The sequence below is a fragment of the Nonomuraea sp. NPDC003201 genome (assembly GCF_053590415.1).
This window is the reverse complement of record NZ_JBSFTC010000015.1, coordinates 35712-59097: the sequence shown is the minus strand read 5'-3', so window position 1 is coordinate 59097 and position 23386 is coordinate 35712. Positions and strand designations below refer to the sequence as shown.

The following is a 23386-nucleotide window of genomic DNA, read 5'->3' as shown; positions in this document are numbered from 1 at the left end:
CGTCCTCTGTTGACACGCGGCCCGTGGGATCCCCCGCACCGCCGGTAAAGGTTGATGCCGTCAGGCTAGGAAGGAGGGTGGATTCCTGTCCAAGCCCGATTCTGTATCTGGCGATACCGAACGAGTATCGTCACGTCCGGGGTCGGGCAGCAGCTCCAGGACGCGCCACAGGGCGGGGTTGGTGGAGCCGTGGTCCCAGATGACGTGCAGCTCGACCGGCTTGCCCGCGACGCCGTCCCCCTCGTCGAGCGGGTCGCCGCCCCCTCGTACCAGGTCGCAGAAGACGATGCCGTCGATGCCGAGCGAGCGCGCGCTGGCCGGCGCCAGCGCCACGCCCCGGCCGGCGGCCACGAGCAGGGCGGCGGTGAGGATCTGGTGCACCTGCTGCTCGATCCTGGGGTGGGCGTTGGTGAGGAAGCGGACGGTCAGCTCGTGGAAGTAACGCGACTGCACGGGGTTGTAGCTGATGACCGGAATGCCGTCGAAGTCGTCGGGCGCGAGCGGCCGGCCCAGGCCGGCCAGCGGATGGCCGATGGGGACCACGGCGCACAGCGGCTCGCGGAAGACCACGCGGGAGTCGAGCGTGGCGATGTCGAAGGGCGGGCGGGCCAGGCCCAGGTCGAGCTCGCCGCGCAGGATGCCGTCCACCTGCCCGGCGGTCACCCGCTCGTGGAGGATGACGTCGATCTCCGGCAGCTGCTCCGTGAGGCGGCGCAGGATCGTGCCGAGCATGCTGATGGCCGAGACGGCGGTGAAGCCGAGCCGTACGGTGCCCGTGGCGCCCTTGGCGATGCGGCGGGCCCGGTCACCCGCGGTGTCGACGAGCGAGAGCATGCGCCGCGCGTCCTCCAGGAAGCCGCGCCCGGCGTCGGTGAGCACGACGCGCCGGTTGTCGCGTTCCAGGAGGGTCACGCCGATCGCGCGCTCCAGCTTCTGGATGTGGCGACTGAGCGGCGGCTGCGTCATGCGTAGCCGATCGGCGGCCCGGCCGAAGTGGAGCTCCTCGGCGACCGCCACGAATGCCCGGATCTGATCCAGTGTTAGCATGATGCCCGCAGAGTATCACCTGATACCGAATTGAGCCTGGACAGGCATCGAGGCAGGTCCCTAGTCTCCGGAGACTACAGAGCGGAAACAACCCCGTAACCTCCATAGACGCCGCTCGCATATAAGGAGAAGTCCATGCCGACATCACGGACGACCCGCCGCCGCATTCTCGCGGGTGTCATCGGCGGCGCCGCCGCGCTCGCGCTGACGGCGTGCGGTGGCGTCAAGACCACGTCCTCCGGCGGCGGTGACGGTAAATATCCGACGGGCAACATCGAGTTCAGCGTCGGCGCGTCCGCGGGCGGCTCGACCGACCTCATCACCCGGGCGCTGGCCCAGGGCATGGGCAAGGAGCTCGGCGTCTCCGCCCCGGTGCTCAACAAGCCCGGCGCGAACGGCGCGCTCAACGCCAAGGAGCTCCAGGCCGCGAAGGCCGACGGCTACAAGATCGCCGTCCAGAACGCGTCCCTGTTCACCATCACGCCGCTCACGGTCTCCCCCGCCGAGGCCACGAAGATCGACTCGTTCGACGTCATCACCGGCGTCTCGCGGGACGACTACGTCATGGCGACCAACTCCCAGTCCGGCTACAAGTCCATCGAGGACATGAAGAAGGCCGGCAAGACCATCCGCTACGGCACGACCGGCGTCGGCACGGGCGCCCAGCTCGCCTCCGCGCTGACCTTCAAGACCGCCGGCATCGAGGCCACGGCCGTGCCCTTCGACGGCGGCGCCCCCGCGCTGACCGCCCTGCTGGGCAACCAGGTGGACGTCTCCACCATGCAGATCGGCGAGGCCATCGAGAACATCAAGGCCGGCAAGCTCGTCCCGCTCGCGGTCTTCTCCGACCAGCGCATCCCCTTCCTTCCGGACGTGAAGACGGCCAAGGAGCAGGGCTTCGACGTCCTGGTGACGCAGTACCGCTTCCTGACCGCGCCCAAGGGCACGCCCGAGGACGTCAAGACCCGCCTGCTGGAGGCGGCGAAGAAGACGTTCGCCACGCCGGAGTACAAGAAGTTCAACGAGGACAACTCGCTCACCCCGATGGAGGTCTCCCCGCAGGAGGTGCTCTCTTCCCTGCAGAAGGACACCGCCACGTACAAGGAGCAGCTGAGCAAGTACGGCATCAGCCTGGCTGGATAGTCCCCTAGGAGCGAGCATGTCCATGTCTGACCCTCTTGAGGCCGGCCCTCTCGAGTCCGGCCCCGAGGTCGCCGACGACACCCGGCCACCGCACGCCGGCCCTCTCTCGCAGATCTCGGCGGCCCTGGTGGCGCTGGCGGTCGGCGTCGCCGCGGCGATCGGCTCCCTCGCGCTCGGGCTCGGCCGCATGACCCAGCCGGGCCCCGGCCTGTGGCCGTTCGCCATCAGCGTCGTCATCGTCGTGCTGTCGGCGGTGCTCGTCGTCACCGGCCGCAAGCTCGAGGACACCGAGCGGTTCTCGAAGGCGAGCCTGCTCACCGCGGCCGGCCTGGTGACGCTCATCATGCTGGCCTGGCTGCTGCCGCTGATCGGCTTCGAGATCCCCTCCCTGCTGCTGGTGTTCGTCTGGCTGCGCTGGCTGGGCAAAGAGTCGTGGCGCACCTCCATCGTGGTCAGCGTGCTGACGGTGGCGGCGTTCTACCTGCTCTTCGTCGTGCTGCTCCAGGTCCCGCTCCCGCGCCTCATCTGAGAAGACCCCATGGACATCTCCCCCATCCTCAACGGCTTCGGCGTCGTCATGGAGCCGGCCAACCTGCTCTACTGCCTCATCGGCGTGATCATCGGCATGCTCATCGGCGTGCTGCCCGGCCTCGGGCCCGGCGCGACGATCGCCATCCTGCTGCCGATCACGTACGGCATCGGGCCGGTCTCCGCGATCATCATGCTGGCCGGCATCTTCTACGGCGCCCAGTACGGCGGGACCATCACCTCGGTCCTGCTCCGCCTCCCCGGCGAGGCGTCCTCCGTCGTGACCGTCTTCGACGGGTTCGCCCTGGCCAGACAGGGCAAGGCGGGCACCGCGCTCGGCATCGCCGCCATCGGCTCCTTCATCGGCGGCACCGTCTCGATCATCGGCCTGACGATCCTGGCCCCGGTCGTCGCCGGCTTCGCGCTCGACTTCGGACCGCCCGAGTACGCGGCGCTGGGCGTGCTCGGCGTGCTGCTGATCTCCTCGGTCGGCAACGGCAACAAGCTCAAGGCGATCATCGCGGCCTGCGTCGGCCTGCTCATCGCGACCGTCGGCCGCGACACCTTCACCGGCGCCGAGCGGTTCACCTTCGACAGCCTGAACCTCGCCGAGGGCATCGACTTCATCCCGATCGCCATGGGCCTGTTCGGCCTCAGTGAGATCCTCTACAACCTCGAGGAGCGGCACAACCAGGTGCACGCGCCGGCCAAGGTCGGCAACGTCTGGCCGTCGCGCCAGGACCTCAGCCAGTCCAAGGGCGCGATCGGGCGCGGCTCGCTCATCGGGTTCGTGCTGGGCGTCCTGCCCGGCGGCGGCGCGGTGCTGTCCTCGCTGGCGGCGTACGCGTTCGAGAAGCGCCGCGCCAAGCAGCCCGAGCGCTTCGGCAAAGGCGCCGTCGAGGGCGTGGCCGCCCCCGAGACCGCCAACAACGCCGCCGCCACGTCGTCGTTCATCCCGCTGCTGACGCTGGGCATCCCGGCGAACGCGACGATGGCGCTGATGTTCGGGGCGCTGCTCATCCAGGGCATCCAGCCGGGGCCGCAGCTCGTCACCGAGCACCCCGACGTCTTCTGGGGCGTCATCAACTCGATGTACATCGGCAACATCCTGCTGCTCATCATGAGCATCCCGATGGTCGGCGTGTTCGTGAAGATCCTGCGGGTGCGTCCCGCCATCCTGGCCCCGATCACGGTGCTCATCACGCTGCTCGGCGCGTACACCGTGAACAACAACGTGTACGACATCTTCCTGGTCATCGCCTTCGGCCTGCTGGGCTACCTGATGAAGAAGTTCGGCTTCGAGCCCGGGCCGCTGGTGCTCGCGTTCGTCCTCGGCTCGATGATCGAGAACTCGTCGCGCCAGGCGCTGCTCATCTTCGGCGGCGACCCGACCGGCTTCCTCACCCGCCCGATCTCCGGCACGGTGCTCGCCCTGGTGGTGCTCGTCGCCGTCCTGCCGCTCATCCGCAAAGCCGTACGCCGCAAGACCGCCGCCGCGGAACGCGTTCCAGTTGAGGAGAAGACGCCATGACGATCCTCGTCGGTTACCTGCCCACCCCCGAGGGCGAGGCCGCGGTGGACGCGGGCCTGCGCGAGGGCGCGCTGCGCTCCGAGCGCGTGATCATCGTGAACTCCCCGCGCCGCGGCGCGCCCGTCGACGAGCACAAGATCGACGACGACGCCTCGACCGCGCTGCTCGCCCGGGCGCGGGCCGCCGGCGTGGACGCGGAGCTACGCCAGCCGCTCCACGACGACGACCTGCCGGAGACGTTCGAGGAGCTCGTCAAGGAGACGGGCGGCACCCTCATCGTCATCGGGCTGCGGCACCGGTCGCTGGTGGGCAAGTTCATCCTGGGCAGCGAGGCGCAGCGCATCCTCATGGAGGCCAGCGTGCCGGTGCTGACGGTGAAGGCGCCCCGATGATCCAGCACGTGAGCCTTGACGGCGGGCGGATCAGCCGCGTCTCGGTCACGCCGGTCGCCTTCCGCGACCCGCCCCTCCTCAACGTCGTCGGCGTCCACCAGCCGTTCGTGCTGCGCGCGATCGTCCAGGTGCACACCGACTCGGGGCTGGTGGGGCTGGGCGAGACGTACGCCGACCAGGCCCATCTCGACCGGCTCGACGCCGTGGCCGCCGCGCTGCCCGGCCTGGACGTGTTCGACGCCCACGGGCTGCGCCGCGTCGTCGAGGAGACGCTCGGCCGCTCCACCGGCGGCGCGGGCGCGAGCTTCGGCGGGATGCTGGAGGTCTCCAGCGCCGTGGACACCGTGGCCGCGCCCTTCGAGGTGGCGCTGCTCGACCTGCAGGGCAGGACGCTCGGCCGCCCGGTCAGCGACCTGCTCGGCGGCGCCGTACGCGACCGGGTGCCGTTCTCCGCGTACCTGTTCTACAAGTGGGCCGGTCACCCGGGCCAGGACGAGGACTCGTGGGGCGAGGGCGTCACGCCCGAGCAGATGGTCGCCCAGGCCGGGCGGATGGTCGACGAGTACGGCTTCACCGCCATCAAGCTCAAGGGCGGCGTCTTCGAGCCCGGCCACGAGGTCGAGACCGTCGAGGCGCTGGCCGCCGCCTTCCCCTCTCATGCTCTGCGCATCGACCCCAACGGCGCCTGGACCGTGGACACCTCGATCAAGGTGGCGCACCGGCTGGCCGGGGTCCTGGAGTACCTCGAGGACCCGACGCCCGGCATCGACGGCATGGCGCGGGTCGCCGAGCACACCGACCTGCCCCTGGCCACGAACATGTGCGTCATCGCCTTCGAGCACCTCAAGCCCGCCGTCGCCGCGGACGCCGTGCAGGTCGTCCTCTCCGACCACCACCTGTGGGGCGGCCTGCGCCGCTCGGCCCTGCTGGGGGGCATCTGCGAGACGTTCGGGATGGGGCTGTCGATGCACTCCAACTCCCACCTCGGAGTGAGCCTCGCCGCGATGACCCACCTGGCCGCCGCGACCCCGAACCTCACCTACGCCTGCGACACCCACTACCCGTGGAAGACCGAGGAGGTCATCAGGCCGGGGGCGCTGGAGTTCCGCGACGGCAGCGTGGCCGTACCGGCCGGGCCGGGGCTCGGCGTGGAGCTGGACGAGGACGCGCTGGGCGCCCTGCACGAGCAGTACGTGCGGTGCGGGCAGCGCGGGCGCGAGGACACGGCGTACATGCGCACGGTCGAGCCCGGCTTCACCCCCAACACGGCCCGCTGGTAACCCGACGACCACTGGGCCTGGAGACGAGCACGCGGGGCAGGACGCACAGCCGCATCCCGCCCCACCGCCAACCGCCCGCCACGAAGCCCGAAGACGGACGCGCGGAACGGGACACACGCAGCCGCAGCACGCCTACCGACGGTCGCCCACCCGCCCCTGACCGGCTACGGGGCCTGGAGGCGGGCGCGCGAGTTGGACAGGTGCAGCCGCATCGCGGCCCGCGCCGCCGCAGCGTCCCGGTCGGCGATGGCGCGGTAGATGTTCTCGTGCTCCAGCGTCACCCGGGTGAGGTGGGTGGCGTTGGACACCGTGTACGCGTGCTCGAGCCGGGTGCGCGGGAGCATGATCACCATGGGCCCGAAGGAGGCCAGCAGGTCGGAGTAGAACCGGTTGCCCGAGGCCAGCGCGATCTTGAGATGGAACTGGAAGTCGGCCTCGACGGCGCTGCTGGGCTGCTCGCCGGAGCGCCCGAGGTCGACCAGGGCCCGCTCGATGGCCTTCAGCTGCAGGTCGGTGCGGCGCTCGGCGGCCAGCCCCGCCGACTCCGACTCGACCCCGATCCGGAAGTCGATCATGTCGAGGACGTCGCGATGGCTGCGGATCTGCGAGGGCTCCACCGAGAAGGCCGTGGAGGCGGGCAGCGCCAGCACGAACGAGCCCCGCCCCTGGAACGTCTCGACCAGCCCGGCCGCCTGAAGCCGCGAGATGGCCTCGCGGACCACCGTACGGCTCACGCCGAACTCCTCGACGAGCGAGGACTCGGTCGGCAGCTTCTGGCCGGGCTCGATCTCGCCGGCGAGGATGCGCTCCTTGAGCCGTTCGACGAGCTCATGCGCGAGCCCGCGCCCGCTGTCGCGGTCGAGCCTCTGATCTGGCGGCACGGCTGACAACCTACCCGGCGTCCGCACGGAACTCGACCCGCCCGGACCGCCCATCCGCAACCGCACCGAACTCGCCCCGATCGGACCGCCCAGCCGCGGCCACGCCGAACTCGACCTGATCGAGCCGCCAGGCCGCCGCCGCGTCGGCGAGGCTGAGGCCGAGCCCCGGACGGTCCGGGACGCGCATGCGTCCTCCCTCGATCTCCAGCCGCTCCTCGAACAGCGGCGACAGCCACTCGATGTGCTCCACCCAGGACTCGCGCGGGTAAGCCGCGGCCAGGTGGACGTGGATCTCCATCACGAAGTGCGGCGCGACCTGCAGGTGCGCGTGATCGGCCAGCGCGGCGACCTTGAGGTAGGGCGTGATGCCACCCACCCGCGGCACGTCGGGCTGCAGGAAGCCGACGGCCCGAAGGTCGATGAGCCGCACGAGGTCGGGCACGCTGGAGAGCATCTCGCCGGTGGCGATGGGCGTGTCGAGGGCGGCGGCCAGCTGCGCGTGCCCCTCGGCGTCATAGGCGTCCAGCGGCTCCTCGATCCAGACGAGCCCGAGCTCCTCCACCGCCCGCCCGAACCGCAGCGCCGTCGGCCGGTCCCACTGCTGGTTGGCGTCCACCATCAGCGGCACGTCGTCCCCGAGGTGCTCGCGCACCGCGGCCAGCCGCCGCAGGTCCTCCCGGGTGTCGGGCTGCCCCACCTTGATCTTGATCCCGCCGATGCCGTCGCTCAGCGACTGCCGGGCCCGCTCCTTGACCTCCTCGACCGGAGCCTGCAGATAGCCGCCCGAGGTGTTGTACGTCCGGACCGAGTCACGATAGGACCCCAGCAGCTTGGCCAGCGGCAACCCCGCCCGCTTCGCCTTCAGGTCCCACAGCGCGACGTCGACGGCCGCCAGCGCCTGCGTGGCCACCCCCGAACGCCCGACCGACGCCCCCGCCCACAGCAGCACGTCGTACAACCTGCCGATGTCGGACGGATCCCGGCCGAGGAGGTTCTCCCCGACCTCCTTCGCATGGGCGAACTGCGCGCGGCAGCCCGCCCGCGTCGTGTACGAGAACCCGAGCCCCCCGAGGCCGTCGTCCGTCGTGATCTCGCAGGTCAGCACGTCGATCTTGGACAGGGGCCGCTGGCGCCCCGTCGCGACCTTGGCGTCGCTCACCGGATGCGCCAGCGGCACGGCGTAATGCCCGAACCGCACCGACGCGACACGGCCACCCATCGGTCTCAGGCCTTCCCGAACTCGACGCTGTCCACCGTCCACTTGCGGCACTGCTCGCTGAGCGTGAACCCGAGCCCCGGCCGGTCGGGGACGATCATGCGGCCGTCGCGGGTCTCGAGCCGCTCGTTGAACAGCGGGTTGAGCCACTCGAAGTGCTCGACCCAGGGCTCGCGCGGATAGGCGGCGGCCAGGTGGAGGTGGATCTCCATGGCGAAATGCGGCGCCAGCTGCAGCCCCGCGTGGTCGGCGAGGGTGGCCAGGCGCAGGAAGGGCGTGATGCCGCCGACGCGCGGGGCGTCCGGCTGGATGATGTCGGCGGCGCGGGCCTCGATGAGGCGGACGTGCTCGGCGACGCTGGAGAGCATCTCGCCGGTGGCGATGGGCGTGTCGAGGGCGGCGGCGAGCTGCGCGTGCCCCTCGGCGTCGTACGCGTCCAGGGGCTCCTCGATCCAGACGAGCCCGAGCTCCTCCACCGCCCGCCCGAACCGCAGGGCCGTCGGCCGGTCCCACTGCTGGTTGGCGTCCACCATGAGCGGCACGTCGTCGCCGATGTGCTCGCGCACCGCGGCCAGCCGCCGCAGGTCCTCCTTGGTGTCGGGCTGGCCGACCTTGATCTTGATCCCGCCGATGCCGTCCTTGAGCGACTGGGTGGCGCGGGCCTTGACCTCCTCGATCGGCGCGTGCAGGAAGCCGCCCGAGGTGTTGTACGTCCGGACCGAGTCGCGATAGGACCCCAGCAGCTTGGCCAGCGGCAGCCCCGCCCGCTTCGCCTTCAGGTCCCACAGCGCGACGTCGATCGCGGCCAGCGCCTGCGTGGCGACCCCGGACCGGCCGACCGAGGCGCCCGCCCACAGCAGGGTGTCGTACACCTTGCCGATGTCGGAGGGGTCCTGGCCGATCAGGTTGGCCCCGACCTCCTTGGCGTGGGCGTACTGCGCGGGGCCGCCCGCCCTCTTGGAGTAGCTGAACCCGGTGCCCTCGTGACCGTCCTCGGTCGTGATCTCGGCGAACAGGAAGGCGATCTCGGTCATCGGCTTCTGCCGCCCGGTGAGCACCTTGGCGTCGCTGATGGGGACGTCGAGCGGAAGGGTGACGGAGGAGAGCGAGACGTGGCGGATGCGGTCGGCGGCCATGGGTGGTCCAAGAGGGTAGGCGGCGATGTTGTCAGTCATCATACGAAGCCGTCACTCGTATGACAACCTCGCCTCAGGGCCGCGTCAGCACGACGAGCAGGGCGGGGTGGTCGGTGTAGGTCATGCGGGTCACCTCCGTCCGCACGAAGCCCAGGTTGGCCGCGAAGACGTGCTGCACGCTGCCGTCCCCCTTCCTGAAGAAGGGCGCGGCGTTGCAGTCCTGGACATCGGGCCCGATCAGCGGGGCGTACTTGAGGTTGAAGTCACCCGCCAGGAACGTCTGCCGGCCCGCGACGGCCCGGTCGCGCAGCAGGGCGATCGCCGCCTTGCACTGGGCCATGGCGACGTTCCCGGTGGTCGACAGGTGGGTGCTGCACCCGACGAGGTCCGCGAACTCGGCGCACACGTAGACGCGCTTCTCGCTGCCGCTGTCCTGGGTGGCGTACTGGCCGGAGAAGACGGTCCCGGCAGCCGTGGAGCGGAAGATCAGGCCGTTGCCGTACTCGTCCCCGTTGGTGCAGCGCACGGGCGTGCCATCGGGACGGCGGGCCGGGGCGAACGTGGAGAAACCGCTGCCCATGGCGGGGGCCAGCTGGGGCAGGTCGTTCCTGCAGATCTCGTTGAGGGAGACGACGTGGGGCTGCTTGGCGGCGATGACCGCGTTCGCCTCCTGGAGGGTGGCGGCGCCGTTGAAGCAGGAGGTGTTGACGCCGCTGTGGCACAGGTTGAGCTGCAGCACGCGGAACTCCTGCGCGGCCGCCGCGGGCGCGGCCACGGCGCTCACCGCGACGAGGACGATCACGAGAAGCAGTCGGACACGAGGCATGGATTGCCCTTCCTTTCGCCTGTCGATGACCATGACAGCGTCTCAACGGATCTCCGATACCGTCGAGAGCATGCGGCTGAACGTGGGATGCGCGATGTGGACTCATGCGCGCTGGCAAGGCCGATTCCTCCCCGGCCACCTCCCGCCCAGGGAGCGCCTGCGCGCGTACGCGACCTGGTGCGACGCGGTGGAGGGCAACACGACCTTCTACGCGACCCCCACGCGCGCCACGGTGGAGTCGTGGGCCGGCCAGACCGCCCCCGACTTCCGCATGGTCGTCAAGCTCCCCAAGCCCATCACCCACGAGCACCGCCTGATCGGCGCCGACGAGCACCTCCACGCCTTCCTGGACGCCATCGAGCCGCTGGGCTCGCGAGCCCACGCGCTCTGGATCCAGCTGCCCGGCTCCTTCTCCCCCGCCGACCTCGGCACCCTCGCGGCCTTCCTGCACCGGCTCCCCCGCTCCCACAGGTACGCCGTCGAGGTCCGCCACCGCGCCTTCTTCGAGGACGAGCGGTCCGAACGGCTCCTGGAGCGCGTCCTGGCGGCCGCGGACGCCGAGTGGGTCCCGTTCGACACCACGACGCTCTTCCAGAGCCCGCCGACCAGCGACGCCGAGCGCGACGCGTGGACCAAGAAGCCCCGCGTGCCCCGCCGCACGCGTGCCCTCACCGGCCATCCGATCGTCCGCTACCTGGGCCGGGACGCAGAGGCCCGCACCGTCGAGGGCTGGCGGCCGTGGCTGGACGTCGTCACGGGCTGGCTGCGGGAGGGCCGCTCCCCCACGTTCTTCGTGCACACGCCGGACAACGCCGACGCGCCGAAGCTGGCCCGCGACTTCCACGAGGCGGTACGCGCCCGCCTTCCCGCCCTGACCCCGCTCCCCGACCCCGAGCCCGCAGACCCGCTGACCCTCTTCTAGCTGTCCAGGCATCCAGAATGGGACGATCTCTGCTCATGGCGAAGAAGATCCTCGAGGCCCTGACGAGAGCGAGAGATTCCGGCAAGCCGGTGCGAGTCAGCCGTGACATCGACGGCGCCGACCGGCTCGACGCGTATGTGGTGGGCGTCGGCCGCAAGTGGGTGCTTCTGCACACCATCTCCGACGCGTATCGGCTGGACGGCTACTCGGCCGTACGGTTGCGCGACATCGCCCATGCCACCCGTTCCGGCTGGAAGGGCGCGATGGTGGCCCATCGAGCCCTGGTGCTGCGCGGGGAACGTCCCCGGCTGCCGGCCGGCGCCGACCTGGACTACACCAAGGGCTTGATCCAAACGCTGACCACGGCGTTCCCCCTCATGGCCGTGCACGTGGAGAGAGTCGACCCGCACGTCTGCTACGTCGGCCGCGCCCGAGGGATCGACCGGGGGAAACGGCTGCGTCTCCAGGAGATCGGCCCGGCGGCGGACTGGGCGCGTACGCGCTCCACGACCAGGACGGCGGACATCACGCGGTTCGACGTCGGCGGCGGGTACATCGACGCGCTCCACGCCGTGGGCGGACGCCCGCCGGAACGCTGACCCCAGCCGCCCCCTTCTCCCCATGGTCGCCATTTACGAAATGGTCGCCATTTACGAAAATCGTCGCCGCGACGGCCTGTCGCCCGCCGCCGCCCCGCGCGCCGCGCGACGATGGATGCGCCCGACGTTCAGCAGGGGCCTTGCACGGCAGCAGGAGACCACCCGACCGGCCCGCTGCTGCATCGGACGCTGAGGGGAGGAGGGCTCCATGGGGGACGCCGCCACGATCGAACTCGCCGACCGCCTGCTCGCCGAACTGCCCGCACTGCTGGCCCCCCGCGAAGTCGCCGCCACGGCCGAGGAGCTGTCCGCCCTGATCGAACGCGGACGCGGCGGCGAGCCGGTCGAGGAGGAGTTCCTGGGCTTCCTGCGCCGCCACCCATCCCTTCGCGAGCGCGCCGCCGAGCTGGCCGGCAGCGGGCGCGGCCTCGGCGTGCAACCGCCCCCGGGCCTCGGCCGCGCGCCGATACCGCCCAGGTACGTCTGCCCGCAGGACGGCTACGAGTGGTTCCACCTCGACCTGGCCAAACCCGTTCCCACCTGCCCCAACGACGGCGCTCCCCTGGTCCGCGACCACGAGGGCGGCACGGGCCCGTGAACCCGATCGGCCAGAGCCTCGGCACCAGCCTCGTCGAACAGCTCGCCCCCCGCGTGCTCACCCCCGCCTTCGCCTTCTGGGCCGGCGGCCTGCTCGCCCTGTGGACCTCCGGCTACGGCGGCACCTGGGCCACGGGCCTGGCCGCCCTCCCGACGGTGCTGCAGCTGCTCCTGCTCGCGGCGGTGCTCATGCTCGTCGCGGCCTCGGCGGTCCTCGCCGAACACCTGACGCTGCCCGTACTCCGCCTGCTGGAAGGCTACTGGCCCGAGCTCCTCGCGGCCCCGCTGCGGGAGCAGACCGTACGCCGCCGCGAGCGCATCGAGAAGAACCTGCGGGAGCTGACCGCCAAGGCGTTCCACGGCGAGGCGGACCCCGAGGACGAGCGCCTGCGCGCGGTCGCCGAGCAGCAGCTCTTCGACCTCCCGGCGGATCCCTCGTCCACCATGCCCACCCGCCTGGGCAACATCCTGCGCGCCGCCGAGAACCGTCCCCGCGTCCGTTACGGCCTCGACCCCGTCCTGTGCTGGCCCCACCTGTGGCTCTCGCTGGACAAGGAGACCCAGACGGAGCTCACGCTGGCGCGCAAGGGCCTCGACGACGCCGTCCGGCTGTGGCTGTGGTGCCTGCTCTTCGCCGTCTGGACACCCTGGAACCGGTGGGCCCCGCTGGTCGCCCTCATCGGCTGCCCCGCCGTCTACTACGGCGCCGTGCTCGCCAAGGCCCGCGCGTACGGGCTGCTCATGCAGTCCGTCTTCGACCTGCACCGGCGCCGCGTCTACCGCGGACTCGGCTGGCCGCCTCCCGCGGACGCGGCCGGCGAACCCGCCGCGGGCCAGGAGGTCACGACGTACCTGTGGCGCGGCATCGCCCCACCGGGCATGCGCTTCGCCACGGAGAACGAGGACTGACCCGGGCGGGCGGGAGCATGCCAAAGGCCCGCCACCTTCGGATGACGGGCCTTGCCCAACCGTCGGGACGACAGGATTTGAACCTGCGACCCCTTGACCCCCAGTCAAGTGCGCTACCAAGCTGCGCTACGTCCCGGCCGCCCCGCGGGGCGGAACATCACAACCTTAGCGCACACTCCGAGGTGCGGGATCATGGACGGCAACGCGGTAACGCCCCGCTCGCGCGCAGTGATGAACGCCGTGACGGCGTCGCGCGCGAGGAGGACCCGGCAGAATGTCCTGGCGGAGTTCGGTGGCCGGTCACCGCGTTCCTGCTGGGATCGGTCTGCGCGTGCGGCGACGCGGAGGTGGACCCGTCGGCTTCGACGACGCCGATCGCGCCGGACGTCAGGGTCGTGGGAGGGGTTCTCGCGCTCGCCGGGCTCGTCTGCGCCGTCGCCGTGCTCAACCGGGGGTGGCAGACGGGCACGTACCAGCTGCTCGCGTTGTCGGCCCTCGGCCTGCTGTCGCTGACCTGGCCGTCGCCGGGCCGGAGGCCCAGCGGGATCGCCTTCAGCGTGGCACGTGGCCATATTCTCGCTGCTCTGGGCCGCGTCCCTGTACGCCAACGGCCGGGGTACGAGGACGGCCGTGGAGATCCTGCCGGGCAGGCGACCCGGCAGGGGAATCTGATCAGATGGCGGCCTGAAACGAGCTGGCGCGCATGCCGGCCAGCAGGCCCGCCGTCTGGTCCGGCGTGTAGCGCCGTACCGGGTCGTGGTGGAGCAGGCCCTCGATGAGCGGCCGCATCACCCCGGCCCGCCGGGGCGGTGGGTACGGGCCGCTGCGGGCCATGCCGAGCACCGTGGCCGCGTCCTGGCCCGGGTAGGGTGGCTGGCCCTCGACGGCGCTGTAGAGGGTGGCGCCGAAGGACCACATGTCGGCCTCCTTGCTGGCCGGCCCCCCGTGCAGCCGCTCGGGCGCCATGAACGCCGGAGTGCCCCGCAACCGCCGTGACCTGGTCATCCGGATGTCGCCCTCGGCGGTCGCTATGCCGAAGTCGGTCAGCACCACCCGGTCGCCGGTCAGCATCACATTGGCGGGCTTCACGTCGCGATGCAGCACTCCGGCCTGGTGGGCGGTCCGTAGCGCGGCGAGCAGATGCTGCCCGATCGCGGCGACCGACTGGGCCGGTAAGGTGCCCACCTGGGAGAGCAGCTGGTGCAACGAGAGCCCGTCCAGGTATTCCATCACGATCCAGAGCTTGCCGCCCTCTTCGATCAGGTCGTGGACCGTAACGATGTTAGGGTGCGTCAGCCCGGCAGCCATCCTGGCCTCACGCAGCACCCGGCGGCGCACCATCTCGGCCTCACCGGCCAAGGTCAGCTCCTTCAGCGCCACCGTACGGTGGAGGAGCTGATCGAACGCGCGCCAGACGACACCCATACCCCCACGACCGGCCTCCTCGTTCAGGAGGTACCGTCCGCCGATCTCCCGCATACCATCCCCTCTTGCTCGGGGATAATCATGTCACTTCAGCACAGGCCGTAGGGTGCCTAACGTGATCCTGATATGTCGGAAAGTGCGGGTGCGCTGGTCAACGGCCTAGAAATTCGATCAGACAACGCGCGCCACACCAGTCCGACGCCCCCCAAACATACTCCAGTGGCGCCCACGAGGACGGTACCAAGCCCCGCAAACTCGGCCACGACGCCTCCCAGAGCCGCCCCGAGCGGCATCCCACCCATGCCGACGAGGCGGTATGCCGAATTGACCCTTCCGAGCAATTCGGCCGGGATCAGCCGCTGCCGGGCCGAGATCACCAGGACGTTGCCCGCCGCGCCCACCACGCCCCACAGCACCGCCGTCGGGTAGAGCGTCCACGGGGAGGGCACGACCACCGGCACGATGAGCAGGAGGCTGGTCGTCAGCCAGCACCCCACGAGCGCGCGGAACTCCCCGAAGCGCCCCGCGACCCACCCCGACAGCAGGGACCCCGGGAGCGCCCCGACGGCGAACGCGGTAGTCATCAGCCCGTACTCGCCCGGCTCCAGCCCGATCCGCGATCCGTCGCCGACGGCCCACAGCACGAAGACGGCGAAGTAGGCGGCGTTGGCGAGGTTGAGCAGCCCGGCCGTGATGGCCAGGCTGCGCAGGACCCGGTGGGACCACAGGTACCGCAGCGCCTCGCCGATGTCCCGCCGCAGCGGCCGCCGCCCCTGCGCGCGAGGGGCGTCCATCCGGTACGTGCCGCGCATGCCCAGCAACAGCAGGCCCGCGGCGCCGTAAAGGAGGGCCGGGGCGCCGAAGACGACGGCGGGGAGGGTCACGACGAGCAGGCCCGCCAGCGGGGCCCCGACGAAGTCGTTGCCGATCATCTGGGCGGTGGAGACACGGCCGTTCGCCCTGGTCAGGTGGCCCTGAGGCACGGTCATGGGCAGGATCGACTGCGCCGAGACGTCGGCGAAGACCTCGGCCACCCCGGCCAGGAGCACGGCCGCCAGCAGCACCCACAGGTCGAGCAGGCCGAGCAGGGCCGCGAGCCCGGCGAGGGAGAGGATCGCGGCCCGGGCGACGTTGGCCACGACCATGATGCGGCGGCGGTCGAGCCGGTCGGCGAGGGCCCCGGCGTGCAGCGCGAGGAGCAGCCACGGCACCGTCGCGGCCGCCCCCGCCAGCGACACCAGCGTGGGCGAACGGGTCATCGACACGGCCAGCAGCGGCGCCCCGACCTTCAGCACGCCGTCGGCCAGGTTCGACAGCGCGGTGGAGGACAAGAGAAATCCGAACGAACGCCCCACGGCTCACTCCGATAGTGTGTAAGGAAAAGTGTGCATAGTTTTCTTTGCAAAGATAGGCTTGCATAGCATGCAGAGCAAGAGCTTCTCCGCCCGCACGCTCGACGCGAACGCCCTGAAGTCGTTCGCCCACCCGCTGCGGCTGCGGATCTACGAGCTGCTGGACGAGCACGGCCCCTCCACGGCCACCAAGCTCGCCGCCCTGCTCGGGCAGAACACCGGCGCCACGAGCTACCACCTGAGGGAGCTGGCCGGGCACGGCATGATCGAGGTCGTGCCGGGGATGGGGCGCGGCAAGGAGAAGTACTGGCGCATCACGCCCGGCGGGTTCTCCTTCGGGGAGCCGGGCTCCGACCCCGAGACGGCCAGTGCGATGGAGTTCCTGCTGGACGACCTGGTGCGCCAGCGCGGCGCGGAGCTGGCCCGGTGGCGCGAGGAGGAGGCGCGGGCGCCCGAGGAGTGGGTGCGCGCGAGCGGCTACGGGCGGCGGTCGCTGCGGCTCACGCCGGAGGAGAGCGCGGCGCTGCGGGACGAGGTGTTCGAGGTGCTGGAGCGGTATCGCGCGCTGTCGGACCGCAGGGAGATCGCGTCGCCGGACTCCCGCGATCCGTCGACGGGACGCGTGGTCATCCACTTCGACGTGCTGCCGGTGGGAGCCGGTCAGGGGCCGGTCGAGGAGGGCACGCCTCAGGGCCGCCCACAGCCCGGGCGGCCCTGAGGGGCAGCAGTACACTGGCCGCCGTGGCGCTCTACGCTCTCATCGAGAAGGTCGGCGAGGACGCCGGCCAGGCCCGGTACCAGTACTCCGAGGGCACGGGATTCGTCCTCGGCCACGTGATCCTCGACAAGGCCGGCGACCGGCTGTGGATCGAGGACGGCGAGGAGACCTACCTCTCCCGGGCCGTGGTGCGGAAGATCGCGGTCCACTGGGCGACCCACGGCGTGGCGCCCGTGAAGCTGGCCGTGCAGTCGTAGCGGGTCAGGCGATGAGCTTGAGCGCCAGCTCGGTCAGGCCCTCCGGCGCCGTCCTGGGCGACCCGGCGTCGAACGGCGGGTGCGGGTCGTACTCGATCACGAGCTGCACCGACTGCGCGGTCGTCTCGTCGGTGGCCTGGGCCAGCAGCGTCAGCGCCATGTCGATCCCCGCCGACACCCCCGCCGCGGTCACGATCCGGCCCTGGGTGACGACGCGCTCGCTCACCGGCTCGGCCCCGTACTGCGGCAGCATGTCCAGCAGGGCCCAGTGACTGGTCGCCCTCAGCCCCTCCAGCAGCCCCGCGGCCGCCAGGACGAACGAGCCGCTGCACACCGAGGTCGTCCACCGGCTGTGCTCGTGGGCCTCCCGCAGCCAGCCCAGCAGCGCCTCGTCGGACAGGACGTCGAACGTCCCCGGGCCGCCCGGCACCACGATCACGTCGGGGTGGGGCAGGTCCTCGTAGGAGGCCGTGGCGGTGAGGGTGAGCGTGCCCTGGTCGTCGGTGACCGGCCCGGGCTCGGCCGCGACGAACGTGACCGTCCAGCCGGGCGCGAAGGACAGCACCGTGTACGGCCCGACCGCGTCGAGCGCGGTGAAACGGGGATAGAGCGGGATCGCCACATGCATCGCTTACTTCTCCTTCGATCGGAACCTGCGACGGTGGTCGCCGGGTGAGATCCGCCAGTGGCGGCGGAAGACGCGGTAGAGGGTCTCCGGCGTGCCGAGCCCCGACTCCCTGGCCACCCGGTCCAGCGGGTGGGCGGTGACCTCCAGGAGCCGCCTGGCGGCCTCGGCGCGGCTGCGTTCGACGTACCGGCCGGGTGACAGGCCGGTCTGCTCGGTGAAGACGCGGGAGAAGTGGCGCTCGCTCATCCCCACCCGGCCGGCGAGCGCGGGGACGCTCAGGTCGGCGGCGGGGTTCGCGTCGATGTAGGCCTGCAGCTCCCTGAGCGGCTCGCTGCGCGGCGTCATGGCCCGCATCGGCGTGCTGAACTGGCTCTGCCCGCCCGGCCGGTGCAGGTACACCACGAGGCCGCGGGCGACGTCGCGGGCGAGCGCGTGGCCGTGGTCCCTGGCCACCAGCGCGAGCGCGAGGTCCACGCCGGACAGCACGCCCGCCGAGGTCCAGACGTTGCCGTCCTCGATGTAGAGGGGGTCGGCGTCCACCTCGACGCACGCGTAGCGGGCGTCCAGCTCGCCGGCGGCCAGCCAGTGCGTGGTGGCCCGCCGGTGGTCCAGCAGCCCGGCCTCGGCCAGCAGGAACGCCCCGTTGCACACGGACGCGACCCGCCGCGCGCCCGCGGCCAGCCGGGCGACGGCCTCGACGAGCTCCCGGTCGCCCAGCTGCTCGGGGACCGACATCCCGCCCACGACCATCAGCGTGTCGACGGGCCCGGTGACCTCGCCGAGGGCGCGGGCCGTGACGGCGATCCCGTTCCCGGAGGGCACGGGACCGGCCCGCACGGCCGCCACCTCGACCCGGTAGCCGTCCTGGGGCGCCAGCAGCGCCGCCGTCGCGAACACGTCGGACGGCCCGGCCAGGTCGAGCAGCTGGAAGCCGGGGAAGACCACCATGAGAACCCGTCGCTGCATGTCTTCATGCTGGTGGCGGGCCTGTCAAGGCGTCAACGACACAAATATTGCACATTACGCCATGAGCCCCCCGGGGCAGGACCGGAGGGCTCATGGGTGCGGAAAGGGCGGAAAAATCAGCCCATATGTGGATAACGGTGGTCGGTGGGCGGGACGAACGTCTCCTTGATCGTGCGGGCGTTCACCCAGCGGATCAGGTTGAAGATCGAGCCTGCCTTGTCGTTGGTGCCCGAGGCGCGGGCGCCGCCGAACGGCTGCTGGCCCACGACCGCGCCCGTCGGCTTGTCGTTGACGTAGAAGTTGCCCGCCGCGAAGCGCAGCCGGTCGGACGCCGACGCGATGGCGTAGCGGTCCTGGGCGATGATCGAGCCGGTCAGCGCGTACGGGGCGATGCCCTCCATCTGGTCGAGCACCGTGTCGAAGTCGCGGTCCTCGTAGACGTGCACGCCCAGGATGGGCCCGAAGTACTCCTTGACGAAGATCTCGTCGGTGGGGTCGGCCGACTCCAGGATGGTCGGCTTGACGAAGTAGCCGACGCTGTCGTCGTACGAACCGGTGAGGACGTCGATGTTCGCGGCCGCCCGCGCCCGGTCGATGGCCTCCTTGTGCTTGGCGAAGGCCCGGGCGTCGATGACCCCGCCCATGAACGTCGACAGGTCGCCCGACACGTCGCCCACGGTCAGCGACTCGGCGGTGGCCACGAAGTCGTCGCGCATCCGGTTCCAGACCGAGCGCGGCACGTACGCCCGCGAGGCCGCCGAGCACTTCTGCCCCTGGTACTCGAAGGCGCCCCTGACCAGCGCCGTCGAGAGGACGGCCGGGTCGGCGGACGGGTGGGCCAGCACGAAGTCCTTGCCGCCGGTCTCGCCGACGAGGCGCGGGTAGCCGTGGTAGGAGGCGATGTTCTGGCCGATGGTGCTCCACAGGTGCTGGAACGTCGCCGTGGAGCCGGTGAAGTGGATCCCGGCCAGGGCCGGGTGCGCGAGCGCCACCTCGGAGACGGCCTGGCCGTTGCCGGTGACCATGTTGATCACGCCGGGAGGCAGCCCGGCCGCCTCCAGCAGCCGCATCGTGAAGTGCGCGGCGAACTGCTGGGTGGGCGACGGCTTCCAGACGACGACATTCCCCATCAAAGCCGCAGAAGTCGGCAGATTTCCGGCGATGGCGGTGAAGTTGAACGGCGTGATCGCCAGCACGAAGCCTTCGAGCGGCCGGTACTCCATCCGGTTCCACACGCCGGGCGACGAGATCGGCTGGTCGGCGTAGAGCTGGCGGGCGTAGGCCACGTTGAAGCGCAGGAAGTCGATCAGCTCGCAGGCCGAGTCGATCTCCGCCTGCTGCACCGACTTCGACTGGCCCAGCACGGTCGCCGCGTTGAGCGTGGCCCGCCACGGCCCGGCCAGCAGGTCGGCGGCCTTCAGGAAGATCGCCGCCCGCTCGTCGAACGACAGGGCCCGCCACGCCGGCGCCGCCCGCAGCGCCGCGTCCACGGCGTCCCGCACGTCCCGGGCCGTAGCGTCGTTGGTACGGCCCAGGACGGCAGCGTGGTTGTGCGGTTGCACCACGTCGATGGGAGCGCCCGCGCCGAGGCGCTGCTCGCCGTCGATCGTCATGGTCAGGTCGATCGACGACCCGGCCAGCTCCTTGATGCGGTCCTCCAGCGCCGACCGCTCGGCGCTGCCCGGCGCGTACCCGTAGATGCGCTCGTTGGCAGGAACGGGGACGTTGCTGATGGCATCCATTACTTACCCCCAAGGGCGCGAAGGAAGAAGGCGACGTTGGCGGGGCGCTCCGCGAGGCGGCGCATGAAGTAGCCGTACCAGTCGTCGCCGTAGGGGACGTAGACGCGGACCGTGTGCCCGGCCCCGGCCAGGGACTCCTGCAGGTCGGTCCGGATTCCGTAGAGCATCTGGAACTCGTGGTCGCCGATCGTCCGCCCGAACCGGTCGGCGAGCACCTCCGTGATCGCGATCATGCGATCGTCGTGCGTCGCCACCATGGGGTAACCCTTCCCCGCCATGAGGATCCGCAGGCATCGCACGTACGCCTTGTCCACGGCGCCGCGGCCCTGGTGCGCGACGGAGGCGGGCTCGCGGTAGGCGCCCTTGACCAGGCGCACCCGGGAGCCCTCGGCGGACAGGTCGCGGCAGTCGGCCTCGCTGCGGAACAGGTACGCCTGGATCGCCACACCGGTCGACGGGTAGTCCTCGCGCAGCTTGCGCAGGATGGCCAGCGTCGAGTCGACGGTGGTGTGATCCTCCATGTCGAGTGTGACGGTCGAGCCGTTGCGCGCCGCCGCGGCGCAGATCTCGCGGGCGTGTTCCAGCGCCATCGCGTCGTCGAGCCGCTGCCCCACGGCCGACAGCTTCACCGACACCTCGCCCCGGACGCCGAGGTCGAGCGGCCTGACGGCGTCGAGCAGCGTGAGGTAGGCGTCCGCGGTGGCCTCGGCGGCCCGCGCGTCGCGCGTCTCCTCGCCGAGGTGGTCGACGGTGACGGCGAGTTTCATGTCGCGAAGGCGCTCGATGGCGTCGCGGGCCTCCTGGACGCTCTCGCCCGCGACGAACCGATCGACCACCTTCCTGGTGAGCGGGAAGGCCGACACGGCACGACGTACGACGCCGCTCCCGGACGCGGCGAGGAGCACTTGACCCAGCATGCCTCAAGTCTAAAAACGCAGCTCAGCGGGGGCCATCGACGTGCGTAACGGCCGATGTGGCAGGCTGTCATACAAATGCACAACACGGCAGACCTGCAAGAGATCGTCGACGAGATCGCCGCCCGGCTGGGGGCGTCCGCGACGCTGGAGGACCGCTCGTTCCGGCTGCTGGCGTACGGGGCGCAGCACGGCGACATCGACACGGTCCGCCAGGAGTCGATCCTGCGCCGGCGCGCCACCGGAGAGGTGCGCGACTACTTCGAGCGCTACGGCATCGCCAAGGCCCCCGGCCCGATCCGGATCCCCGCCGACGCCGAGCTCGGGGTCCTGGCCAGGGTGTGCTGGCCGCTGCGCCACGGCGAGGTCACCTACGGCTATCTCTGGCTGCTCGACTCGGGCTCGCTCACCGCGCTCGAACCCGTCGCGCCGCTGGTGGCCAGGGCTGCCGCCGCCCTCGCCCAGGAGGCCAGGAGCCGGCAGGACCTCGGCCGCGGCCTGCTCTCCCTCTTCTCTGCCGACCCGTCCGAGCGGGCGGGCGCGGCCATCGAGGTGCCGGGCCCCGTCGCGGCGATCGCCGTACGCGAGTCGGCCGAGCGCCTCGCCGCCCTCTGGACGCTGCCGCGCGGCGTCCTGGCCCGCCCCGGCTCACCCGTCGCCCTGCTCGCCCCCGCCCACCTCGCGGGCGAGGTGGCGCAGACCCTGCAGAGCGCGTACGGCACCGCCGCCGGCATCGGCGCGCCCCGGGCGGACCCGGCCGACGCCTGGCTGAGCTGGCGCGAGGCCCGCCACGCCCTGCGCGTCGCCGAGCACTTCCCCCGGTACGCGCCCGTCGCCCGCTGGGAGGACCTGGGCGTGCACCGCCTGCTGGCCAGGCTCGGCCAGGCGGACCTGCGCGAGCTGGCGGCCGAGACCGCGGTCCTGGACGGCGAGCTGGCCGAGACCGTGGAGGCCTACCTCGACCACGGCGGCCACGCCCAGAAGACGGCCGCCGAGCTCGGCATCCACCGCCAGACGCTCTACTACCGGCTGGGCAAGGCCGAGCGCCTCACCCACCGGGATCTTTCGGACGGCGACGACCGCCTGGCCGTGCACCTGGGGCTCAAGGCCGCCCGGCTCTGCGGATCCTGACCATGTCAAGGTGCCGGGTCATGGTGCCGGCAGGCGGCTGCTGCCGCCTGCCGGGGTTTCGGTGCTTCAGGCGCAGGCCGCCTCGTACACCCGTACCAGCTCCTGACTCACCCGCTCCCAGGAGTAGCGCGAGCGCGCCCGGTCGGCGCCGGCGTAGCCCAGCGCGGTCCGCAGGGTAGGGTCCCACAGCAGCTCGCGGGCCAGCCGCGCGGTGCGCGCGGGCCGGTCCGGAGGCACCAGCAGCCCGGTGACGCCGTCGATGACGGAGTCCAGGTGGGCGCCCACGGCCGAGGCGATCACCGGTACGCCGCAGGCCATCGCCTCCAGCGCGACGATGCCCGTCACGGCCTCGCGCGGCACCGACACCACGGCGTCCGCGCTGCGCATGAGCTTCGGCACGGTGGACCGCTTGACCTGGCCCAGCAACGTCACCTGGTCGGCGACCTCGAGCTGCTCGGCCAGCGCGCGCAGCCGACGGGCGTCCTGGTCGGTGTCGAGGTCCTCGGGCTCGGGGCCGCCCGCGATGACCAGCTCGACGTCGCCGAGCCCCGGCAGCGCCCGCACGATGGTGTCCGCGCCGCGATCCACCGTCAGCGGCCCGACGTGCAGGAGCCGCCTGCGCGTGCCCTTCGTGGCCACCGCGCCGCGGCGCTGGAAGCGCTCGGTGTCGACGCCGTACGGGACGACGGCGATGTGGTTGCGCGGCACGCCCAGCCGGATCAGCGCCGACTCCTCGTCCCCGGAGCCCGCGATGACCGCGCTGGCCCGGCGGCCGAGGGCCAGCTCCAGCTCCTTGTGCATGGCGTCGACCGTGTGGAACGTCTGCGTGACCGGCACCCCCAGCCCGTTGGCGCCCGCCACCGCGACCAGCCCACCGGTCCACGAATGCGCGTGGATCACGTCGGGCCGGTCCTGGCTCCAGCGCCGCATCAGGTGCTCGCCGACGTCGTTCAGGTACGGTACGACGCCGTCGGCCGACAGCTCCTCGGCCGGGCCCACGTCGATCTGCTCCAACGTGACCCCCGGGGCCACCCGCGTCTTGGGCTTGCCCTCAATGCTGTCACGACGGGAGTAGACGGTGACGTGGTGTTCGCGGCCGAGCTCGCGGGCGACAGAAAGGATGCGGTCACGCCGGTTGCTCTCAGCGGAAGCTACGATCGCGATATTCATGGCACACCTCAGCGAAGAAAGACTGAAAGGTGCGCCTGCGTCTTAGGCACATGTCTACGCTTCCGACCATACCCAG

24 protein-coding genes and 1 tRNA gene are annotated in these 23386 nt (G+C 71.3%); 12 read left to right on the top strand and 13 right to left on the bottom strand.

Annotated elements, in window-relative coordinates; all coding sequences use genetic code 11:
* Positions 1-60 precede the first annotated feature (60 nt).
* A complete protein-coding gene (locus tag ACWDX9_RS09265; protein WP_449950978.1) occupies positions 61-1047 on the bottom strand; it encodes a LysR substrate-binding domain-containing protein in 987 nt (328 codons plus the stop codon).
* Between the two features lie 135 nt (positions 1048-1182).
* On the opposite strand from ACWDX9_RS09265, the gene ACWDX9_RS09260 reads away from it, so the two are divergent.
* From ACWDX9_RS09260 to ACWDX9_RS09240, 5 genes are read left to right on the top strand one after another with little or no spacing between them, the layout of a single operon-like run.
* Positions 1183-2190: a tripartite tricarboxylate transporter substrate binding protein gene (locus tag ACWDX9_RS09260; RefSeq protein ID WP_449950976.1), complete on the top strand. Its 1008-nt coding sequence runs from the start codon at positions 1183-1185 to the stop codon at positions 2188-2190.
* Positions 2191-2212: 22 nt separating this feature from the next.
* On the top strand, positions 2213-2719 hold the full coding sequence (locus tag ACWDX9_RS09255; RefSeq protein WP_449950973.1) for a tripartite tricarboxylate transporter TctB family protein: 507 nt from the start codon (positions 2213-2215) through the stop codon (positions 2717-2719).
* 9 nt (positions 2720-2728) lie between these two features.
* Positions 2729-4249: a tripartite tricarboxylate transporter permease gene (locus tag ACWDX9_RS09250; protein ID WP_449950970.1), complete on the top strand. Its 1521-nt coding sequence runs from the start codon at positions 2729-2731 to the stop codon at positions 4247-4249.
* A complete protein-coding gene (locus ACWDX9_RS09245) occupies positions 4246-4641 on the top strand; it encodes a universal stress protein (protein WP_449950968.1) in 396 nt (131 codons plus the stop codon). Before ACWDX9_RS09250 ends, ACWDX9_RS09245 begins: the two co-directional genes overlap by 4 nt.
* Complete coding sequence (locus ACWDX9_RS09240; protein ID WP_449950965.1) at positions 4638-5921, top strand: glucarate dehydratase family protein; 1284 nt, start codon at positions 4638-4640, stop codon at positions 5919-5921. Before ACWDX9_RS09245 ends, ACWDX9_RS09240 begins: the two co-directional genes overlap by 4 nt.
* Positions 5922-6085: 164 nt before the next feature.
* On the opposite strand, the gene ACWDX9_RS09235 is transcribed toward ACWDX9_RS09240, so the two are convergent.
* The 4 genes from ACWDX9_RS09235 to ACWDX9_RS09220 form a co-directional block, all read right to left on the bottom strand.
* On the bottom strand, positions 6086-6802 hold the full coding sequence (locus tag ACWDX9_RS09235) for a FadR/GntR family transcriptional regulator (RefSeq protein ID WP_192792423.1): 717 nt from the start codon (positions 6800-6802) through the stop codon (positions 6086-6088).
* 10 nt (positions 6803-6812) lie between these two features.
* Positions 6813-8021 carry an L-talarate/galactarate dehydratase gene (locus tag ACWDX9_RS09230; protein ID WP_449950963.1) on the bottom strand — a complete coding sequence of 403 codons (1209 nt, stop codon included), beginning with the start codon at positions 8019-8021 and terminating at the stop codon, positions 6813-6815.
* 5 nt (positions 8022-8026) lie between these two features.
* Positions 8027-9154: an L-talarate/galactarate dehydratase gene (locus tag ACWDX9_RS09225; protein ID WP_364247460.1), complete on the bottom strand. Its 1128-nt coding sequence runs from the start codon at positions 9152-9154 to the stop codon at positions 8027-8029.
* A gap of 73 nt (positions 9155-9227) precedes the next feature.
* Positions 9228-9980, bottom strand: a complete 753-nt coding sequence (locus tag ACWDX9_RS09220) for an endonuclease/exonuclease/phosphatase family protein (protein WP_449950960.1) — start codon at positions 9978-9980, stop codon at positions 9228-9230.
* A gap of 70 nt (positions 9981-10050) precedes the next feature.
* Between ACWDX9_RS09220 and ACWDX9_RS09215 the strand changes: the two genes are divergently transcribed.
* The 4 genes from ACWDX9_RS09215 (at position 10051) to ACWDX9_RS09200 (ending at position 13007) form a co-directional block, all read left to right on the top strand.
* Positions 10051-10902, top strand: coding sequence for a DUF72 domain-containing protein (locus ACWDX9_RS09215; protein ID WP_449950958.1), 852 nt, complete (start codon positions 10051-10053; stop codon positions 10900-10902).
* A gap of 35 nt (positions 10903-10937) precedes the next feature.
* A complete protein-coding gene (locus ACWDX9_RS09210) occupies positions 10938-11501 on the top strand; it encodes a hypothetical protein (protein WP_449950956.1) in 564 nt (187 codons plus the stop codon).
* Between the two features lie 208 nt (positions 11502-11709).
* The gene (locus ACWDX9_RS09205) at positions 11710-12099 is read left to right on the top strand and encodes a hypothetical protein (protein WP_449950953.1); all 390 of its coding nucleotides are present in this window, start codon (positions 11710-11712) and stop codon (positions 12097-12099) included.
* Positions 12096-13007: a hypothetical protein gene (locus ACWDX9_RS09200; RefSeq protein ID WP_449950951.1), complete on the top strand. Its 912-nt coding sequence runs from the start codon at positions 12096-12098 to the stop codon at positions 13005-13007. Before ACWDX9_RS09205 ends, ACWDX9_RS09200 begins: the two co-directional genes overlap by 4 nt.
* Before the next feature lie 62 nt (positions 13008-13069).
* On the opposite strand, the gene ACWDX9_RS09195 is transcribed toward ACWDX9_RS09200, so the two are convergent.
* The 3 genes from ACWDX9_RS09195 to ACWDX9_RS09185 form a co-directional block, all read right to left on the bottom strand.
* A tRNA-Pro gene (locus tag ACWDX9_RS09195) sits at positions 13070-13143 on the bottom strand.
* A 536-nt stretch (positions 13144-13679) separates the two neighbouring features.
* Positions 13680-14486: a serine/threonine-protein kinase gene (locus tag ACWDX9_RS09190; RefSeq protein WP_350726540.1), complete on the bottom strand. Its 807-nt coding sequence runs from the start codon at positions 14484-14486 to the stop codon at positions 13680-13682.
* Positions 14487-14542: 56 nt separating this feature from the next.
* A complete protein-coding gene (locus ACWDX9_RS09185; RefSeq protein ID WP_449950948.1) occupies positions 14543-15763 on the bottom strand; it encodes an MFS transporter in 1221 nt (406 codons plus the stop codon).
* A 91-nt stretch (positions 15764-15854) separates the two neighbouring features.
* Here ACWDX9_RS09185 and ACWDX9_RS09180 point away from each other — a divergent pair, with 91 nt between their 5' ends.
* Positions 15855-16502, top strand: coding sequence for an ArsR/SmtB family transcription factor (locus ACWDX9_RS09180; RefSeq protein ID WP_449950945.1), 648 nt, complete (start codon positions 15855-15857; stop codon positions 16500-16502).
* A gap of 23 nt (positions 16503-16525) precedes the next feature.
* Positions 16526-16759, top strand: coding sequence for a hypothetical protein (locus ACWDX9_RS09175; protein ID WP_449950942.1), 234 nt, complete (start codon positions 16526-16528; stop codon positions 16757-16759).
* Positions 16760-16763: 4 nt separating this feature from the next.
* Here the strand turns inward: ACWDX9_RS09175 and ACWDX9_RS09170 are convergent, their stop codons facing one another.
* From ACWDX9_RS09170 to ACWDX9_RS09155, 4 genes are all read right to left on the bottom strand, one after another.
* Entirely contained in the window at positions 16764-17387 is a 624-nt protein-coding gene (locus ACWDX9_RS09170) for a DJ-1/PfpI family protein (RefSeq protein WP_449950939.1), read from the bottom strand.
* A gap of 3 nt (positions 17388-17390) precedes the next feature.
* On the bottom strand, positions 17391-18353 hold the full coding sequence (locus tag ACWDX9_RS09165) for a GlxA family transcriptional regulator (RefSeq protein WP_449950937.1): 963 nt from the start codon (positions 18351-18353) through the stop codon (positions 17391-17393).
* 116 nt (positions 18354-18469) lie between these two features.
* On the bottom strand, positions 18470-20095 hold the full coding sequence (gene pruA, locus ACWDX9_RS09160; RefSeq protein ID WP_449950934.1) for an L-glutamate gamma-semialdehyde dehydrogenase: 1626 nt from the start codon (positions 20093-20095) through the stop codon (positions 18470-18472).
* Positions 20095-21012 carry a proline dehydrogenase family protein gene (locus ACWDX9_RS09155; RefSeq protein ID WP_449950931.1) on the bottom strand — a complete coding sequence of 306 codons (918 nt, stop codon included), beginning with the start codon at positions 21010-21012 and terminating at the stop codon, positions 20095-20097. Before ACWDX9_RS09155 ends, pruA begins: the two co-directional genes overlap by 1 nt.
* Positions 21013-21087: 75 nt before the next feature.
* Between ACWDX9_RS09155 and ACWDX9_RS09150 the strand changes: the two genes are divergently transcribed.
* A complete protein-coding gene (locus ACWDX9_RS09150; RefSeq protein WP_449950928.1) occupies positions 21088-22140 on the top strand; it encodes a PucR family transcriptional regulator in 1053 nt (350 codons plus the stop codon).
* Positions 22141-22206: 66 nt separating this feature from the next.
* Here ACWDX9_RS09150 and ACWDX9_RS09145 read toward each other — a convergent pair whose 3' ends face one another.
* Entirely contained in the window at positions 22207-23310 is a 1104-nt protein-coding gene (locus tag ACWDX9_RS09145; protein ID WP_449950925.1) for a glycosyltransferase, read from the bottom strand.
* Positions 23311-23386 lie beyond the last annotated feature (76 nt).

Bases quoted from the DNA above. Each gene is read 5' to 3' on its own strand.
- ACWDX9_RS09245 (WP_449950968.1), top strand. From the start codon at position 4,246: ATGACGATCCTCGTCGGTTACCTGCCCACCCCCGAGGGCGAGGCCGCG.
- ACWDX9_RS09230 (WP_449950963.1), bottom strand. From the start codon at position 8,021: ATGGGTGGCCGTGTCGCGTCGGTGCGGTTCGGGCATTACGCCGTGCCG.
- ACWDX9_RS09215 (WP_449950958.1), top strand. From the start codon at position 10,051: ATGCGGCTGAACGTGGGATGCGCGATGTGGACTCATGCGCGCTGGCAA.
- ACWDX9_RS09190 (WP_350726540.1), bottom strand. From the start codon at position 14,486: ATGCGGGAGATCGGCGGACGGTACCTCCTGAACGAGGAGGCCGGTCGT.
- ACWDX9_RS09260 (WP_449950976.1), top strand. From the start codon at position 1,183: ATGCCGACATCACGGACGACCCGCCGCCGCATTCTCGCGGGTGTCATC.
- ACWDX9_RS09150 (WP_449950928.1), top strand. From the start codon at position 21,088: ATGCACAACACGGCAGACCTGCAAGAGATCGTCGACGAGATCGCCGCC.
- ACWDX9_RS09205 (WP_449950953.1), top strand. From the start codon at position 11,710: ATGGGGGACGCCGCCACGATCGAACTCGCCGACCGCCTGCTCGCCGAA.
- ACWDX9_RS09210 (WP_449950956.1), top strand. From the start codon at position 10,938: ATGGCGAAGAAGATCCTCGAGGCCCTGACGAGAGCGAGAGATTCCGGC.
- ACWDX9_RS09180 (WP_449950945.1), top strand. From the start codon at position 15,855: ATGCAGAGCAAGAGCTTCTCCGCCCGCACGCTCGACGCGAACGCCCTG.
- pruA (WP_449950934.1), bottom strand. From the start codon at position 20,095: ATGGATGCCATCAGCAACGTCCCCGTTCCTGCCAACGAGCGCATCTAC.
- ACWDX9_RS09255 (WP_449950973.1), top strand. From the start codon at position 2,213: ATGTCTGACCCTCTTGAGGCCGGCCCTCTCGAGTCCGGCCCCGAGGTC.
- ACWDX9_RS09240 (WP_449950965.1), top strand. From the start codon at position 4,638: ATGATCCAGCACGTGAGCCTTGACGGCGGGCGGATCAGCCGCGTCTCG.
- ACWDX9_RS09155 (WP_449950931.1), bottom strand. From the start codon at position 21,012: ATGCTGGGTCAAGTGCTCCTCGCCGCGTCCGGGAGCGGCGTCGTACGT.
- ACWDX9_RS09265 (WP_449950978.1), bottom strand. From the start codon at position 1,047: ATGCTAACACTGGATCAGATCCGGGCATTCGTGGCGGTCGCCGAGGAG.
- ACWDX9_RS09250 (WP_449950970.1), top strand. From the start codon at position 2,729: ATGGACATCTCCCCCATCCTCAACGGCTTCGGCGTCGTCATGGAGCCG.
- ACWDX9_RS09165 (WP_449950937.1), bottom strand. From the start codon at position 18,353: ATGCAGCGACGGGTTCTCATGGTGGTCTTCCCCGGCTTCCAGCTGCTC.
- ACWDX9_RS09220 (WP_449950960.1), bottom strand. From the start codon at position 9,980: ATGCCTCGTGTCCGACTGCTTCTCGTGATCGTCCTCGTCGCGGTGAGC.
- ACWDX9_RS09145 (WP_449950925.1), bottom strand. From the start codon at position 23,310: ATGAATATCGCGATCGTAGCTTCCGCTGAGAGCAACCGGCGTGACCGC.
- ACWDX9_RS09170 (WP_449950939.1), bottom strand. From the start codon at position 17,387: ATGCATGTGGCGATCCCGCTCTATCCCCGTTTCACCGCGCTCGACGCG.
- ACWDX9_RS09225 (WP_364247460.1), bottom strand. From the start codon at position 9,154: ATGGCCGCCGACCGCATCCGCCACGTCTCGCTCTCCTCCGTCACCCTT.